Here is a 15,425-nt window from a genome sequence, read left to right as displayed (position 1 = left end):
CCCGCGCAGACGGGCGGTCCCCCGACCCGCACGAAAGGCAGACCATGTCCGGCATCCATCCCGACATCACGAGCGCATTCGGCAACACCCCCCTCGTCAAGCTCAACCGCATCGCCGAGGGCCTGCCCGGCACGGTGCTGGCCAAGCTCGAGTTCTACAACCCCGCCTCCAGCGTCAAGGACCGTCTCGGCATCGCCATCGTCGACGCCGCCGAGGCCTCGGGCGAGCTCAAGCCCGGCGGCACGATCGTCGAGGCCACGAGCGGCAACACCGGCATCGCCCTGGCGATGGTGGGCGCCGCGCGCGGCTACAAGGTGGTCCTGGCGATGCCCTCGTCGATGTCCATCGAGCGGCGGATGCTGCTCAAGGCATACGGTGCAGAGCTCGTGCTCACCGACCCCGCCGGAGGCATGAAGGGCGCGGTGGCGAAGGCGCAGGAGCTCGCGGCCGAGATTCCCGGTGCGATCCTCGCCCGCCAGTTCGAGAACCAGGCCAACGTCGAGGTGCACCGCAAGACGACCGCGGAGGAGATCCTGCGCGACACCGACGGCAAGGTCGACTACTTCGTCGCCGGCATCGGCACCGGTGGCACCATCACCGGTGTCGGCCAGGTGCTGAAGGAGCGCGTCCCCGAGGCGAAGGTCGTCGCCGTGGAGCCGGCGGACTCGCCGCTGCTGACCAAGGGCACCGCAGGTCCCCACAAGATCCAGGGCATCGGACCGAACTTCATCCCGGCGATCCTGGACCAGGGCGTCATCGACGAGGTCGTCGACGTGGAGTTCCCCGATGCCATCGCCACCGCGCGCGAGGTCGCCGTGAAGGACGGCATCCTCGTGGGCATCTCCTCGGGCGCGGCCGTGTGGGCGGCCCTGCAGATCGCCGCACGCCCCGAGGCTGCGGGCAAGAACATCGTCGTGGTGATCCCTTCCTTCGGTGAGCGTTACCTCTCCACCCCGCTGTACGAGCACCTGCGCGAAGAGTGATCCCCGGCCCGGGCGGCGCGAGCCGCCCGGGCCGCACTGTTCGTCCGTCTCCCAGAAAGCAGGTTCGCGTGCCCGGCATCCATCCCGACATCACCACCGCGTTCGGCCAGACGCCGCTCGTGCGGCTGAATTCGCTCACGGCCGGGCTGCCGGCGGAAGTGCTGGTCAAGCTCGAGTTCTACAACCCCGGCGCCAGCGTCAAGGACCGCCTCGGCGTCGCGCTCGTCGAGGCCGCCGAGGCGTCGGGTGAGCTGCAGCCGGGCGGCACGATCGTGGAGTCCACGAGCGGCAACACCGGCATCGCGCTGGCCCTCATCGGCGCCGCGCGCGGATACCGCGTGGTGCTGACGATGCCGGCGTCGATGTCGAAGGAGCGGCGCACGCTGCTGAAGGCCTACGGTGCCGAGCTCGTGCTCACCGACCCGCACAAGGGCATGACCGAGGCTGTCGAGACGGCGCGGCGCATCGCGGCGGAGACGCCGGGCGCGGTGCTGGCGCGACAGTTCGAGCACGAGGCGAATGCCGCGATGCACCGCCGCACGACGGCGGAGGAGATCTGGGCCGACACCGACGGAAGGGTCGACTGGTTCGTGGCGGGTTCCGGCACCGGTGGCACGGTGACAGGCGTCGGGCAGGTGCTCAAGGAGCGCAACCCCGAGGTGCAGATCGTGCTCGTCGAGCCGAAGGACTCCCCCGTGCTCAGCGAGGGGCGCGCCGGCGGCCATCGCATCCAGGGCATCGGGCCCAACTTCGTGCCCGACGTGCTCGACCGCTCCGTGGTCGATGAGATCTTCGACGTCGAGTTCGACGACGCCATCCGCATCGCCCGCGCCCTCGCGACCGACGAGGGGATCCTCGCCGGCATGTCGGCGGGAGCCGCGGTGTGGGCGGCGTTGCAGATCGCCGCTCGCCCCGAGGCTGCGGGCACGCGCATCGTCGTGATCGTGCCCGACGCGGGAGAGCGCTACCTCTCGACCGCGCTGTACGCGCACCTGCGCGACGACGAGACGGCCGGCGCCTGATGGGTCTCGTGCGCGGTGCCGCCCGCCTCGTCGCGCGCGCTCGCGAGGATGTGAGGGCGGCGAAGCTGCGTGACCCCGCCGCGCGCAGCGCGGTGGAGATCGCGGTGCTGTACCCGGGCCTGCACGCGGTGTGGTCGTATCGCGTGGCGCATGCCCTGTGGGTGCGCGGGGCGCGCTTCCCCGCCCGCACGATCTCGCAGGTGACGCGCTGGCTGACCGGCGTCGAGATCCACCCCGGCGCCGTCATCGGCCGACGCTTCTTCATCGATCACGGCATGGGCGTCGTCATCGGCGAGACCGCCGAGATCGGCGATGACGTCATGCTCTACCACGGTGTCACCCTCGGCGGCCGGACGCGCAACGGCGGCAAGCGGCATCCCACCCTCGAGGACCGGGTCGTCGTGGGCGCGGGCGCCCAGGTGCTCGGCCCCATCCGGGTCGGGGCCGGGACGACCATCGGCGCGAACGCGGTCGTGACCAAGGACGCCCCTGCCGACAGCGTGCTGGTGGGCGTGCCGGCCAAGGTGCGTCAGCGTGCCGCCGGAGAGCAGACGCGTGGACTGCTGACCGCACCGGAGTATCTGATCTAGCCGCACCCGCACGCGCCTCCCCGGAGCCACGGGCGTGCGGCCCGGGCGACGACGGCGACCCCTAGAACGGCGGACGTTCGTCCTGCGCGCCGGCAGCGAGGGCGGTGAACTCCAGCATGCGCCGGGGCACGTCGGGGTAGACACGGCCGGTGGGGCTGGTCCACTCCAGGATGCCGCCGGCCAACTGCACCACGCTCCAGGCGGTGGCGTGCTTCATGGTGTGGTGGCGCAGGCACAGGTTGGCGAGGTTGCAGAGCGTCGTGGGTCCGCCGTGGGCGGCGTCGTGGGTGTGGTCGTGGTCGCACCGGTGCACCGGTCGTCGGCAGCCGAGGAACCGGCAGTGTTCGTCGCGGGCGTCCAGATGTCGCCGCTGCGCGCGGCTGGGCCGGTAGGTGTCGACGTGCGTGACGGCTCCGGTGCTGGGTGAGACGAACACCCGCTCCCAGATCTTCGCGGTCGCCGCCAGGCGGCGGGCGGTGTCGGGGTCGATCGGCCCGTACCCGACCAGTTCGGCCGGTGTCGTGCCGGTGCCGGTGAGGGTGTCGGTGGGGATCACGATCTGCACCCGCGCCCGCACGCCCGACCCGGCCAGCAGGTCCCCGTCGAACGCGGGACCGGTCGCGGCACCGGTCAGCAGCAGGTCCGCCAGCACGTCGGCGCGCACCTGATCGGTCGTCCGGGTATCCGGCACCGTCGCCTCAGGTGTCGCGTCGCCCGTCTCCTCCGCATCGCCGGCTTCCGTCGCAACCCGGCGCCGCGCGGCGACGATCTCCCGCGCGTACTCGGTCAGCCGGTCCCGGATCGCATACGCGAGCACCGCGGGCAGCGCCGCCGCCAACTCGGCCATCCCGTCGTCCAGGTCACGCACCCACACCCGCCGCTGCCCGACGGCATCCGCGTGCCGCTCCGCGAGCGGGACCGGGTGCAGCTTCTGCGCGATCATCGCCACGATCGGCCGCGCCCGCCCCGGCGTCTCCCGCTCACAGACCACGAGCGCGGCCTGCTCGAACCGGGCCCGCGCCTCGGGGTCATCGATCCGCGCCCCGGCATCCTGGATCAGCCGCACATGCCCCATGTCGATGCGCCCGGCCCGCAGCGCTGCGACGGTCGCGGCGAACCCCGTCACCAGCACGCTCGCGTCGTGCAGCCGGTCCTGCATCACCCGGTCCGAGCGGCGCAGCACCGCTCCCACCTCCGCCGCGATCGCCCGCAACGGCATCTCCCGCTCCCGGCCCGCCGACGACGGCACCCGAGCGGTCTGCTCCGCCGCGATCGCATCCGCCCGCGCCAGCAACCGCAGCTCCTCCGCCTGCAACGCCGCGATCCGCCGCCGCGTCACCTCCAACCGCGACACCACCCCACCCAGCGACAACCCGTCCCGGGGAGCAATGACCGATGAGGTGTTCATGCGTCGATTCAACCGAGGGCCACCGACATTCCAGCCGACAAACCCCAGACCACGCACCAGATTGTGGACAACCTCACGACATCCTGCCCTGGGGAGGAGGCGGTGCCCCGAAAGGGAGCTACTCCCCCCGCGCGTCTCGCCGCTCGCCCACCTTGCGCTTGATGAACACCATCGGCAGCAGCACGGTCGCCACCGCCGTCACGACCCACACGACCACGGGCGCGAGGATCCACGACTGCGCGTCGGTGATGTGCATGCCGCCGATGGGCAGCAGCACCACGATGAGCAGCGACACGAGCGTCGAGATGATCCCGATGCCGCCCAGCAGCGCCGGCGCGTAGCGGCGCGCGACCTTCGCGATCCACGGCGACAGCACGCTCTGCAGGATCGCGAAGATCACGATGCACAGCACGAAGCCCCACCAGTCCGACCAGTCGATGCGGAACCCGCTGAGCAGCGCGTCCGCGACGATGAGGCCGAGGGCGGCCGATGCCAGGAAGATCAGCGCGCGCAGGAAGAACATGACCATGGCCTGACCATAGCGCCTCCCCCGGCCGCGTCAGGCGTCGGAGGAGAGCGCGGCGAGCCGCGCCTCTTCGTCGGCGGCGATGGCCGACTGCACGATCGGCTCCAGCGCGCCGTCCATCACCTGGTCGAGGTTGTACGCCTTGTACCCGGTGCGGTGGTCCGCGATGCGGTTCTCGGGGAAGTTGTACGTGCGGATGCGCTCCGAGCGATCCATGCCGCGGATCTGCGAACGGCGCGCGTCGGAGGCGGCGGCATCCCGCTCCTCCTGCTGCTTCGCCAGCAGTCGTGCGCGCAGCACGCGCATGCCGGCCTCGCGGTTCTGCAGCTGCGACTTCTCGTTCTGCATCGACACCACGATGCCGGTCGGCACGTGGGTGATGCGCACCGCCGAGTCGGTGGTGTTGACCGACTGCCCACCCGGGCCCGATGAACGGAACACGTCGATCTTCAGGTCATTGGGGTCGATCTGGATCTCTTCGGGCTCGTCGACCTCGGGGAACACCAGCACGCCGGTCGTCGACGTGTGGATGCGTCCCTGCGACTCGGTGGCGGGCACGCGCTGCACGCGGTGCACGCCGCCCTCGTACTTCAGGTGCGCCCAGACGCCCTGCGCGGGGTCGGAGCTGGATCCCTTGATCGCGACCTGCACGTCCTTGTAGCCGCCGAGGTCGGACTCGTTGCGCTCCAGCAGCTCGGTCTTCCAGCCTTTGGATGCCGCGTACTGGACGTACATGCGCAGCAGGTCGGCAGCGAACAGCGCGCTCTCCGCTCCGCCCTCGCCCTGCTTGATCTCCATGATCACGTCACGCGCGTCATCGGGGTCGCGCGGGATGAGCAGCCGCCGCAGGCGCTCCTGCGTCGCGGCGACCTGCTCCTCGAGCGCGGGGACCTCGGCGGCGAACGCCTCATCGTCCTTCGCGAGCTCGCGCGCGGCCTCGAGGTCGTCGCTCGCCGCGACCCACGCGTCGTGGGCCGCGACGATGCGCGACAGCTCGGCATACCGCCGGTTCACGCGCTTGGCGCGCGCGGCGTCGGCGTGCACGGCCGGGTCGGAGAGTTCCTCCTGCACCGCCCGGTGCTCGTCGATCAGCCCGCGGACGGACTCGAACATGCCGGAGTCGGAGACCATGCCCGTCCGCTCAGCGGATGCTGTTGTCGTGCGCGTGACTGTTGCCGCCGGCGTGACCGTCGCGGCTCGGTGCGGGCATCGACTTCTGCATCTGCACGAGGAACTCGACGTTGGACTGCGTCTCGCGGAGCTTGCCGAGCACGACCTCCAGCGCCTGCTGGGGGTCGAGGCCCGCGAGGGCACGACGCAGCTTCCACGTGATCTTCACCTCGTCAGGCGACAGCAGCATCTCTTCGCGACGGGTGCTCGACGCGTTGACGTCGACCGCCGGGAAGATGCGCTTGTCGGCGAGCTGACGGCTCAGGCGCAGCTCGCTGTTGCCGGTGCCCTTGAACTCCTCGAAGATGACGTCGTCCATCTTGGAACCGGTCTCCACGAGCGCGGTCGCGAGGATCGTGAGCGATCCGCCGTTCTCGATGTTGCGCGCGGCACCGAAGAAGCGCTTCGGCGGGTACAGCGCCGAGGCGTCCACACCACCGCTGAGCACGCGGCCCGAGGTGGGGGCGGTGATGTTGTACGCGCGTCCGAGACGCGTGATCGAGTCCAGCAGCACGACCACGTCGCGACCGAGCTCCACGAGGCGCTTGGCCCGCTCGATGGCGAGCTCGGCGACCGTGGTGTGGTCCTCGGCGGGACGGTCGAAGGTCGAGGCGATGACCTCGCCCTTGACGGTGCGCTGCATGTCGGTGACCTCTTCGGGCCGCTCGTCCACGAGCACGACCATCAGGTGCACCTCGGGGTTGTTCGTCGCGATCGCGTTGGCGATCTGCTGCAGCACGATCGTCTTGCCCGCCTTGGGGGGCGCGACGATGAGGCCACGCTGGCCCTTGCCGATGGGTGCGACGAGGTCGATGATGCGCTGCGTCAGCTTCTCGGGCGCGGTCTCCAGGCGCAGGCGGTCCTGCGGGTACAGCGGCGTCAGCTTGCCGAACTCCACGCGGGTGGCGGCATCGTCGACGGACAGGCCGTTGATCGAGTCGACCTTGACCAGCGCGTTGTACTTCTGGCGGCCGGTCTGCTCGTTCTCGCGCGGCTGCTTGATGGCACCGACGACGGCGTCGCCCTTGCGCAGGTTGTACTTCTTGACCTGGCCGAGCGAGACGTAGACGTCGCTCGTGCCCGGCAGGTATCCGGTCGTGCGGACGAACGCGTAGTTGTCGAGCACGTCGAGGATGCCGGCGATGGGGATGAGCACATCGTCGTCGCCGATCTCGGTCTCGAACTCGTCGGACGTGCCGCCCTGCGGGCGACGCTTGTTGCGCTGGCGACCGCGTCCAGAGCCCTGACCGGACTCGTCGTCGGACTCGGCGGCCTGCGGCTTCTCGGGCTCTGCCGTGCTCTGACCGCCCTGGGCGTTCTGGCCGCCTGCCGCGCCGTCCTTGTTGCGGTTGCGGCTGCGGCTGCGCGAGCGGCTGCGGCCGCGCGACGGGGTCTCGCCCTCGGCCTGCTCGTCACCCTCGGTGCGACCGGCGTTGCGCGCGTCGGCGGGCTGCTCGGTCTCGGCGGGCTTGTCGGCCTCGGCGGCGGGGGTCTCGGCTTCCGCGACGGGCTCGGCCTCGACGGCCTTCTCCGCCTCGGCGGCAGCGGCCTTGCCGCGGCCACGCGGCGCGCGGCGACCGGTGGTCTTCTTCTCCACCGGGGCCTGGTCGGCTGCAGCCGCGTCGTCGGATGCCGGTGCAGCGGCGTCGTCGGCCGGCGCAGGTGCGTCGGCGGGCGTCTCGGCCGGAGCAGCGGCGGTCTCGGTCTCCGCGGCTGCCGGCTCGGCCGGCGCCTCGACGATGTCGGAGCTCTTCGCCCGGCGCGGGGCGCGCTTGCGCGGCGCCTTGGCGGGCGTCTCGGCCACGGGCTCGGCGGGCACCTCGACGGCGGGGGCCTCGGTGGCACCCTCCTCGACGGCGGCGACGGACTCGATGACCGCGGCGGTCTCGGCTTCGGCCGCTGCCTCCTCGGTCGGCGCGGCGTCGGCCTCGGCGGTCTCGGGCTCCGTCTGCTCGTCGGTCGCCTGGTCGTCGGCGGCGGGCGCCTCGGTCGGAGCGGCCGCGTCAGCGGCGGATGCTGTGGTGACGGTCTCGTCGGCCGGCGCGTTCTCGCGCACGGTCTCGCCGTCGGTGTGGATCTCGGAGATGGACTCCACGAGTTCTCCCTTTGCGTGTGATTGGTATGCCGAATCACGTTCGATCATCGCGCCCGGGTGCCCGTTCCCCTCGATGGGCTCCGGGGACCAGCGCAACGCGATCAGATCGGGATGGATGCGGCGGTTCGCAGAATTGCGACGGAGGCCAGATTCACGATTTACGTGGCACCCTCCGTATGGTCCCTCACTGTACCACCCTTGACATCGACCGCGAGCATGAGCGGTTCCCACGGGGTGTCCGTCGCCGCGGCGGCGATGTCCGCCGCCACGAGGCGGCCTCCCGGGCCGTCCGCGAGCACGAGCACGCTGGGCCCGGCACCGGAGACGACGGCCGCGAAGCCCTCGGCGCGCAGCGCCCGCACGAGGCGGTCGGTCTCGGGCATGGCCTGTGCCCGGTACGACTGGTGCAGCTTGTCCTCGGTCGCCGCCATCAGCAGCTCGGGGCTCTGGGTGAGGGCGGCGATCAGCAGCGCCGACCGGGAGACGTTGAAGACGGCGTCCTCGCGGGGCACCTGCAGCGGCTGCAGGCTGCGCGCGAGCGAGGTGGACATCGTGAACTCGGGGACGAGGACCAGAGGGGCGACACCGCGGTGCACGATGAGCTTCTTGTGCTGCGGTCCCGTCTCATCGACCCACGCGATCGTGAGGCCGCCGAACAGGGCGGGCGCGACGTTGTCGGGGTGCCCCTCCATCTCGGTGGCCAGGCGCAGCAGGGTGTCGGGTCCGAGCTCGACGTCGCCGGCGAGCAGGCCCTTCGCCGCGAGCAGGCCCGCGACCACGGCAGCGCCGGATGAGCCCATGCCGCGACCGTGGGGGATGACGTTGTGGGCGCGCAGGCGCACCCCTGGCATCCGTCGCCCGCACGCCTCGTAGGCGTAGGCCATCGCCCGCACCACGAGGTGCGAGCCGTCGCGGGGCACGTCGGCGGCGCCCTGCCCGCTCACCTCGATGTCGAACTCACCCTCCGGCAGCGCCGAGACGGTCAGTTCGTCGTACACGCTGAGCGCGAGACCCAGCGTGTCGAACCCCGGCCCCAGGTTGGCGCTGGTGGCCGGCACCCGCACGGCGACGGTGCGCGGCTCCGCCGAAGCGGGGGCCGACGCGCCCACCGAGACGGGTGTGCTCACGCGGTGGCCTCCGCGACGAGCCCCAGCACCGAGGCGACTTCGCTCGTGGCGGCGTCGACGACCGTCGGCTGCACGTCGGAGCCGTCGGCGGTGCGCAGCGCCCACTGCGGGTCCTTCAGGCCGTGGCCGGTGACGGTGAGCACGACGCGGGAGCCGGCGGGCACGACGCCTGCCTCGGCGCGGTCGAGCAGCCCCGCCACGCTGATGGCCGATGCCGGCTCGACGAAGACGCCCACGGTCGCGGCGAGCAGCTTCTGCGCAGCCAGGATGCGGTTGTCGTCGATCGCGCCGAACCAGCCGTCGGTGGCGTCACGGGCTTCGAGTGCGAGCTCCCACGAGGCGGGGTTGCCGATGCGGATGGCGCTGGCGATGGTCTCGGGGTTGCGCACGACCTCGCCGCGCACGAGCGGGGCGGATCCTTCGGCCTGGAAGCCGAACATGCGCGGCACCCGGGTGGCGGCGCCGCGGGCGGCCTCCTCGCGGTAGCCGCGGGAGTAGGCGGTGTAGTTGCCGGCGTTGCCGACGGGGATGAAGTGGAAGTCGGGCGCGTCGCCCAGCTGCGAGACGATCTCGTACGCGGCGGTCTTCTGACCCTCGATGCGGTCGGGGTTGACGGAGTTGACCAGGTGCACCGGGTAGTGGTCGGCAAGCTCCCGGGCGATCTCGAGGCAGTCGTCGAAGTTGCCGCGGATCTGGATGAGGCGCCCGTTGTGCGCCACGGCCTGGCTGAGCTTGCCCATCGCGATCTTGCCCTCGGGGACGAGGACGGCGGCGGTGATGCCGGCGTGCGCGGCGTAGGCGGCGGCCGAGGCGGACGTGTTGCCCGTCGAGGCGCAGATCACGGCCTTCGCCCCGTGCTCGACGGCACGCGAGAGCGCGACCGTCATGCCGCGGTCCTTGAAGGAGCCCGTCGGGTTCATGCCCTCGTATTTGACCCACACGTCGGCGCCGGTGCGCTGCGAGAGGGCAGGGGCGGGGATGAGCGGGGTGCCGCCCTCGCCGAGGGTGACGACCGTCGACGCGTCGGTGACCCCGAGGCGGTCGGCGTATTCGCGGAGCACTCCGCGCCAGAGGTGAGCCATGTCAGTCTCCTTCCACACGCAGCACGGACACGACGCGCTCGACGACGCCGCTCGCGGCGAGACGGTCGACCGTCTCGCTCAGGTCCTGCTCACGCGCTGTGTGAGTTCCGATGACGAGACGGGCGACGCCGGTCCCGGGTTCTGCGCCGGAGGCGACGGTGTCGCTCCCGGTGAGGATGTTCTGCTCGACGGTCGCGATCGAGACGCGACCGTCGCTCAGGATGCCGGCGATGGTCGCCAGCACACCGGGGAGGTCGTCGACCTCGAGGGTGATCTGGTAGCGGGTGGTGACCCGGCCGATCGCGACGACGGGGAGGTTCGCCCGGGTGGACTCCCCCACCCCGACACCGCCGGCGATGTGACGGCGTGCAGCCGAGACGACGTCGCCGAGCACGGCCGACGCGGTCTGGATGCCGCCGGCGCCGGCGCCGTAGAACATGAGGTCGCCGGCGGCCTCGGCCTGCACGAAGACGGCGTTGTTCGCGCCGTGCACGCTCGCCAGCGGGTGGCTGCGCGGCACGAGGGCCGGATACACGCGCACCGAGATGGCCTCGCCCGTGGGCGACACGTCGGTCTCGCCGGCCAGCCGCTCGCAGACCGCGAGCAGCTTGATGACGTAGCCGGCGTGCCGCGCGGCATCCATCATGGCCTTGTCGATGCCGAGGATGCCCTCGCGGTGCACGGCCTCCAGCGGCACGGTCGTGTGGAAGGCGAGGCTCGCGAGGATCGCGGCCTTCTGCGCGGCGTCGTAGCCCTCGACGTCGGCGGTCGGGTCGGCCTCGGCGTAACCGAGCGCCTGCGCCTCGGCGAGCACGTCGTCGAACTCGGCGCCTTCGGCATCCATACGGTCGAGGATGTAGTTGGTGGTGCCGTTGACGATGCCCATGATGCGGTTCACGCGGTCGCCGGCGAGCGAGTCGCGCAGCGGCCGGATGATGGGGATGGCACCGGCGACGGCGGCCTCGTAGTAGACCGACGCGCCCACCTGATCGGCGGTGTCGAAGATCTCGGACCCGTGGGTGGCCAGCAGCGCCTTGTTGGCGGTCACGACGTCGGCGCCGGAGTTGATCGCCTGCAGGATGTGCGTGCGGGCGGGCTCGATGCCGCCGATGAGCTCGATGACGATGTCACTGCCGACGATGAGCGTCTCGGGATCGGTCGTGAACAGCTCCCGCGGCAGGTCGACGTCGCGGGGCGCGTCGAGGTCGCGCACCGCGATGCCCGCGAGCTCGAGCGCAGCACCGGCGCGGTCGGCGAGCTCGTCGCCGTGCTCGAGCAGCAGCGACGCGACCTGCGACCCCACCGCGCCCGCTCCCAGCAGCGCGACGCGCAGTCGGCGGTAATCGGTCATGCGGTTCCCTCCGTCGGTGAGACCCCCGAATCCCGCGCGAGCAGGTCGTCGATCGTCTCGCCGCGCACGATGACGCGGGCAGAGCCGTCGGCGACCGCCACGACGGGCGGACGGGGGACGTAGTTGTAGTTGCTGGCGAGCGAGAAGCAGTACGCCCCCGTCGCCGGCACCGCCAGCAGATCGCCGGGAGCCACGTCGCCGGGCAGGTACTCGGCGTCGACGACGATGTCGCCCGACTCGCAGTGCTTGCCCACGACCCGCGAAAGACGCGGTTCGGCGCCGCTCGTGCGGGAGACCACGCGGGCGGAGTAGTGAGCCCCGTAGAGGGCGGGCCTGGCGTTGTCGCTCATGCCGCCGTCGACGCTCACGTAGAGCCGCTGGAGGTCGTCGGTGGCCTGCACCGGCTTGACGGTGCCGACCTCGTACAGGGTGACCCCTGCGGTGCCGACGATCGCCCGCCCCGGCTCGAACGCGACGATCGGCAGCGGGATGCCGCGCGCAGCGCATTCGGATGCCACCGCGCCGACGATGCCGTCGGCGAGCTCCTCGATCGGCGTCGGGTCGTCGGCCGCCGTGTAGGCGATGCCGAAGCCGCCACCGAGGTTGAGGACGGGCACGTCGCCGCCGGCGAGCAGCTGCGCGTGCACCGCCACCAGGCGCGCGGCCGACTCGCGGAAGCCCGACGAGCCGAAGATCTGCGAGCCGATGTGACAGTGCAGCCCGCCGAAGGCGAGGCTCGGCAGCTCGCGGATGCGCGCGACCACGTCGGCGGCGCGCTCGAGCGGGAAGCCGAACTTCTGGTCTTCGTGGGCGGTGGCGAGGAAGTCATGGGTCTCGGCGTGCACGCCGCTGTTGACGCGCACCCGCACCGACTGCACGACGCCGCGGGCGGCGGCGGCCTCGGCGACGCGGGTGATCTCGATGTCGCTGTCGATGATGATCGACCCGACCCCCACCTCGACCGCGCGGGCGATCTCTGCGGCGCTCTTGTTGTTGCCGTGGAAGCCGATGCGGCCGGGCTCCGCACCGCCGGCGAGGGCGACGGCCAGCTCCCCGGCGGAGGCGACGTCGACGGCGAGCCCTTCCTCGGTGACCCAGCGCACGACCTCGGTCGACAGGAACGCCTTGCCGGCGTAGTAGATCTGAGCGGTCGTGCCGTGCGCGGCGGCCGCGCGGTCGAACGCGGCGCGGGTACGGCGGGCCCGAGCGCGCACCTCGGTCTCATCCAGCACGTACAGCGGCGTGCCGAAGCGCTCCTTCAGCTGCGTGACGGGGACGCCGGCCAGCTGCAGCACGCCGTCGTCGTCGCGTGTCGCCGATGAGGGCCACACACCCTCGACGAGCGCATTCGCGGCATCCGGCTTCACGAGCCAGTCGGGAACGGGCGGGCGGGCGGGCGAGGCGGACACGAGCAGACCAATCGGGTGGGGTTGCGGGGAAACCGATCCTGACGGAGCGGCGGCCGGGCACCGGGCGGATCACTCACGCGCCGACGTTCCAGCAGTCTAGGGCACCGCCCACACGCCGGTCGTGTGTGTGTCGCGGGGTGGCGCGAAGGGTCAGGCGCAGGTGCCGTCCGCCCGCAGCGCCGGATCGATGAGGATGTCATCGGCGATGTCGAACCCGGCCTGCAGTTCATCGCCGGACACGGCGACATCGGTGAGCACCAGGCCCGCGGGCAGGCGCTCGGCGATGCAGACCGGCCAGTCGCGCAGCACCGCGTTGGAGAGGATGCCGAACTGGCGGCGCAGTTCGTCGGCGGTGATGTCGGAGCCGGCGACCTGGATCGCGGCGGGGGTGAGCACGAGCTGCCCCTCGGCCGCGCTCGGCGTCAGCGACAGGCCGACAGGCACGGCCGCACCGAACAGGCTCAGTTCCACCGACGCGGTGATGTCGGGGGCCTCGATGCCGAGGGACTCGACCGGGAAGTCCTCCACGGCCGACATCAGCCGCTGCAGCTGCGCCTCGTCGAGGGTCACGGTGGCGCGTCCGCCGCTGATCGGCCCCTCGCCATTGACGGGCACATCGTGCGCTTCGACGACGACGTCACCGGCGAACGAGTCGAGCTCGACATCGTCGGCCGCGATGCGGATGCCACTGAGCGCGCCTCCGATGAGCTGCGGGATCACCGCACCCTCGAGGTCGACGTCGATCTGCTGATCGGCGGGCAGCTGCAGGGTCGTGATGATCTTGTCGCGCACGACCTGGGTGACGATGCCCCGCGCGATCGCTTCGGCGGCGAACCAGGCGACGACGGCGAGCACGACCACGATGATCGCCGCGATGAGCCACGGCCACAGTCGCCGGCGCGGCCGCGGAGCCGTCTCGGGCTGCGACAGCACCCACTGCGCCGCCGGGTCGGGCAACGGCTGGGTGGGCTGCGTGTCGCCGCTCATGTCACATCCGTTCGGGTGCGCTCACACCGAGCAGGTCCAGGCCGTTGCGCAGCACCTGACCGGTGGCGTCGTTGAGCCAGAGGCGGGTGCGGTGCAGGTCGGTGACCGGCTCGTCGCCGAGCGGGATGACGCGGCAGTTGTCGTACCAGCGGTGGTAGAGGCTCGCGAGCTCCTCGAGGTAGCGCGCGACCCGGTGGGGCTCGCGCACCTCGGCGGCGAAGGCCACCGTGCGGGGGAACTCCTGCATCGCGCCCAGCAGCGCCGACTCGCTCTCGTGCACGAGCAGCTCGGGGGCGAATGCGGAGCGGTCGACACCGGAGTCGGCGGCGTTGCGCGCCACGTTGTGCGTGCGGGCGTGGGCGTACTGCACGTAGAAGACGGGGTTGTCGTTGGTGCGCTTCTGCAGGATCTCGGGGTCCAGCGTCAGCGGCGAGTCGGCGGGGTAGCGGGCCAGCGAGTAGCGCAGCGCGTCGGTGCCGAGCCATTCGCGCAGGTCGTCGAGCTCGATGATGTTGCCCGCACGCTTGGACAGCCGCGCGCCGTTGATCGACACCAGCTGGCCGATCAGCACCTCGATGTCCTTGTCGGGGTCGTCGCCGGCGGCACCGGCGAGCGCCTTGAGGCGGTGCACGTAGCCGTGGTGGTCGGCGCCCAGCAGGTAGATCTTGTGCTGGAACCCGCGGTCGCTCTTGTTCAGGTAGTACGCGGCGTCGGCGGCGAAGTAGGTGAACTCGCCGTTGGAGCGGCGGATGACGCGGTCCTTGTCGTCGCCGAAGTCGGTCGTGCGCACCCACACCGCGCCGTCCTCGTCGAAGACGTGACCCTGCGCCCTGAGGCGGTCCACGGCTTCCTCGACGAGGCTCGGCTGGCCGTCGGAGCCGGCGTGCAGCACCCGCTCGCTGAAGAAGACGTCGAAGTGCACGTTGAACTGCGCGAGCGATGCCTGGATCTCGCCGAGCTGCAGCTCGTAGGCGCGATCGCGCGCCGTGACGAGCCGTTCGGCTTCGGGGAGGTCCAGGATGCCGGGGACGGCGGCGTGCACCCGGCGGGCGAGCTCGTCGATGTAGGCACCGGCATAGCCGCCCTCGGGCGTGGGCTCCCCCGCGATCGCGGCGAGCACGGAGTACCCGAAGCGGTCCATCTGCGCACCGGCGTCGTTGATGTAGAACTCGCGCACGAGGGTCGCACCGCTGGCCAGCAGCAGACGGGCGATGGCATCGCCCAGGGCCGCCCACCGGGTGTGGCCGATGTGCAGCGGGCCGGTGGGGTTGGCGCTGACGAACTCGAGGTTGATCGTGTTGCCGGCCTGGCTGTCGTTGCGGCCGAAGGCGGCACCCGCCTCGACGACGGTCTTGGCCAGGGCGCCGGCAGCCGCGGCATCCAGGCGGATGTTGATGAATCCGGGGCCGGCGACCTCGACCGATGCGATTCCGGGAACGTCGCCGAGCGCCGCGGCGATCTCGGCGGCGAACTCACGCGGGTTGGCGCCGACGGCCTTGGCGAGCTTCATCGCGGCGTTGGAGGCCCAGTCGCCGTGGTCGCGGTTGCGCGGGCGATCCAGCGGCAGGTCGGCGGGGGTGAGTCCCTCGGTCGAGCCGGCGCGTCGCGCTTCGGCGAGCGGACGGACGACATTCAGCAGCGCGGCGGAGAGGGCTTCAGGATCCATAACCCGTCA

13 protein-coding genes are annotated in these 15,425 nt (G+C 71.6%); 3 read left to right on the top strand and 10 right to left on the bottom strand.

The window, feature by feature from the left end; translation table 11 throughout:
- Positions 1-44 precede the first annotated feature (44 nt).
- The 3 genes from cysK (ACFVR6_RS14000) (at position 45) to epsC (ending at position 2,595) form a co-directional block, all read left to right on the top strand.
- The gene (gene cysK / locus ACFVR6_RS14000) at positions 45-983 is read left to right on the top strand and encodes a cysteine synthase A (protein WP_386964362.1); all 939 of its coding nucleotides are present in this window, start codon (positions 45-47) and stop codon (positions 981-983) included.
- Positions 984-1,051: 68 nt separating this feature from the next.
- The gene (gene cysK, locus ACFVR6_RS13995; protein ID WP_386964059.1) at positions 1,052-2,005 is read left to right on the top strand and encodes a cysteine synthase A; all 954 of its coding nucleotides are present in this window, start codon (positions 1,052-1,054) and stop codon (positions 2,003-2,005) included.
- Positions 2,005-2,595, top strand: a complete 591-nt coding sequence (epsC, locus tag ACFVR6_RS13990; protein WP_386964057.1) for a serine O-acetyltransferase EpsC — start codon at positions 2,005-2,007, stop codon at positions 2,593-2,595. The genes cysK (ACFVR6_RS13995) and epsC overlap by 1 nt, the downstream gene beginning before the upstream one ends.
- Before the next feature lie 61 nt (positions 2,596-2,656).
- Here the strand turns inward: epsC and ACFVR6_RS13985 are convergent, their stop codons facing one another.
- The 10 genes from ACFVR6_RS13985 to ACFVR6_RS13940 form a co-directional block, all read right to left on the bottom strand.
- Positions 2,657-4,003, bottom strand: a complete 1,347-nt coding sequence (locus ACFVR6_RS13985) for an HNH endonuclease signature motif containing protein (protein ID WP_386964055.1) — start codon at positions 4,001-4,003, stop codon at positions 2,657-2,659.
- A gap of 118 nt (positions 4,004-4,121) precedes the next feature.
- Complete coding sequence (locus ACFVR6_RS13980) at positions 4,122-4,532, bottom strand: hypothetical protein (RefSeq protein ID WP_386964053.1); 411 nt, start codon at positions 4,530-4,532, stop codon at positions 4,122-4,124.
- Between the two features lie 30 nt (positions 4,533-4,562).
- Positions 4,563-5,642, bottom strand: a complete 1,080-nt coding sequence (gene prfA, locus ACFVR6_RS13975) for a peptide chain release factor 1 (RefSeq protein WP_386964360.1) — start codon at positions 5,640-5,642, stop codon at positions 4,563-4,565.
- Positions 5,643-5,670: 28 nt separating this feature from the next.
- On the bottom strand, positions 5,671-7,794 hold the full coding sequence (rho, locus tag ACFVR6_RS13970) for a transcription termination factor Rho (RefSeq protein WP_386964051.1): 2,124 nt from the start codon (positions 7,792-7,794) through the stop codon (positions 5,671-5,673).
- A 158-nt stretch (positions 7,795-7,952) separates the two neighbouring features.
- Positions 7,953-8,921, bottom strand: a complete 969-nt coding sequence (gene thrB, locus ACFVR6_RS13965; protein WP_386964049.1) for a homoserine kinase — start codon at positions 8,919-8,921, stop codon at positions 7,953-7,955.
- Positions 8,918-10,003, bottom strand: coding sequence for a threonine synthase (gene thrC, locus ACFVR6_RS13960; RefSeq protein ID WP_386964047.1), 1,086 nt, complete (start codon positions 10,001-10,003; stop codon positions 8,918-8,920). Before thrC ends, thrB begins: the two co-directional genes overlap by 4 nt.
- Before the next feature lies 1 nt (position 10,004).
- Positions 10,005-11,354 carry a homoserine dehydrogenase gene (locus tag ACFVR6_RS13955; protein ID WP_386964046.1) on the bottom strand — a complete coding sequence of 450 codons (1,350 nt, stop codon included), beginning with the start codon at positions 11,352-11,354 and terminating at the stop codon, positions 10,005-10,007.
- Entirely contained in the window at positions 11,351-12,763 is a 1,413-nt protein-coding gene (lysA, locus tag ACFVR6_RS13950) for a diaminopimelate decarboxylase (RefSeq protein WP_386964044.1), read from the bottom strand. The genes ACFVR6_RS13955 and lysA overlap by 4 nt, the downstream gene beginning before the upstream one ends.
- A gap of 150 nt (positions 12,764-12,913) precedes the next feature.
- Positions 12,914-13,750 (bottom strand): LmeA family phospholipid-binding protein, encoded by an 837-nt coding sequence (locus ACFVR6_RS13945; RefSeq protein WP_386964042.1) that lies wholly within the window; start codon positions 13,748-13,750, stop codon positions 12,914-12,916.
- 1 nt (position 13,751) lies between these two features.
- Positions 13,752-15,416 (bottom strand): arginine--tRNA ligase, encoded by a 1,665-nt coding sequence (locus ACFVR6_RS13940; protein WP_386964040.1) that lies wholly within the window; start codon positions 15,414-15,416, stop codon positions 13,752-13,754.
- Positions 15,417-15,425 lie beyond the last annotated feature (9 nt).

The sequence above is a fragment of the Microbacterium sp. NPDC058021 genome, from assembly GCF_042885955.1.
GTDB lineage: Bacteria > Actinomycetota > Actinomycetes > Actinomycetales > Microbacteriaceae > Microbacterium.
This window is presented reverse-complemented; position numbering and strand designations above follow the sequence as displayed.